The sequence below is a fragment of the Enterovirga sp. genome, assembly GCF_035325185.1.
Classification (GTDB): domain Bacteria; phylum Pseudomonadota; class Alphaproteobacteria; order Rhizobiales; family Beijerinckiaceae; genus Enterovirga.
Window position 1 is genome coordinate 1 of sequence record NZ_DAOLAJ010000096.1, and the last position, 951, is coordinate 951.

Genomic DNA, 951 nt, shown 5'->3' on the forward strand with positions numbered 1-951 from the left:
CGAGGTTCGCCGGGGTGCTCTGGAGGCCGAGGCCGGAGCGGAGGAACGAGAAGGCGATGACGAAGCGGGTGAAGCTCGTCACCATGATGAGGAGGCCGGGGGCGACCGAGAGGACGGTGACGAGGACGACGAGCTGGACGATGCGGGCGGTCGCGGTCGCCTCGGTGCCGCCGAGGAGCGACTCGAGGCCGGCGACCTGGGCATGGGCGGCGGTCGAGAGCCCGGCGAGGGCGAGGCCGGCGAAGAGCGTCCAGGCAAGGGCGAGGCGGCGGCGCATCCGGGTCTCTTCCGATCGGGCGGGAGCGCCGCCTCCCCTATTGCACGACGAGCGACTGGATGACGAGGTCGGAGACGCGGCCGTCGGTGCGGACGGCGGCGCGCTCGACGAGATCGTCGCGAAGGTGCTGGAGGGCGCTCGGCCCCTCGAGCTGGGCGAGCGTCATGGTGCGGGCATAGGCGAGGATGTCCTCGCGGATCTCGGCGGCGAGCACCAAGGGGTTCTCGACCGCCTCCTTGCGGAAGACGACGGCGGTCTCGAGGCGGATCCAGACATTCGAGGGCGCGGCGAGATTGGTGACGACGGCATCGACCTGCTGGACGACCATGTCGCCATCCATCGTGGTCGAGCGGGCGGGCTCGGCCGAGGGCGTCGCCGCGGCGGCGCGGGCGCGCTCGGCGACCGCCTCCTCGACGCTCGCGGCCGTATGCATGCCGAGGATCGTGCCGAGGCCGGCGGCGAGGACGGTGACGATGCCGACGCCGAGGAGGAGGCCCACGAGGCCGCCCCCCTTCCCCGCGGCGGGCGCGGCCGGCTTCGCCGCGACAGCGGCCGGCGCGGGCGCCGGCGCATCGTCGGGAGCGTCGTCGTCGAGGCCGGCGGGCTCGGCCACAGCGGCCGGCTTGCCGGCGCCCGGCTTCGCGTCGCCGCCGGCCTGCTGGCCGTCCTGGGAC

At 74.8% G+C, this 951-nt stretch carries 1 protein-coding gene and 1 pseudogene; both read right to left on the bottom strand.

The window, feature by feature from the left end; genetic code table 11:
- Positions 1 to 277 (bottom strand): annotated as a pseudogene (locus PKD06_RS15605) (flagellar biosynthetic protein FliP); the annotation flags it as partial.
- 37 nt (positions 278 to 314) lie between these two features.
- The coding region (locus PKD06_RS15610) for a flagellar basal body-associated FliL family protein (RefSeq protein WP_324381665.1) at positions 315 to 951 on the bottom strand (637 nt) is incomplete at its 5' end.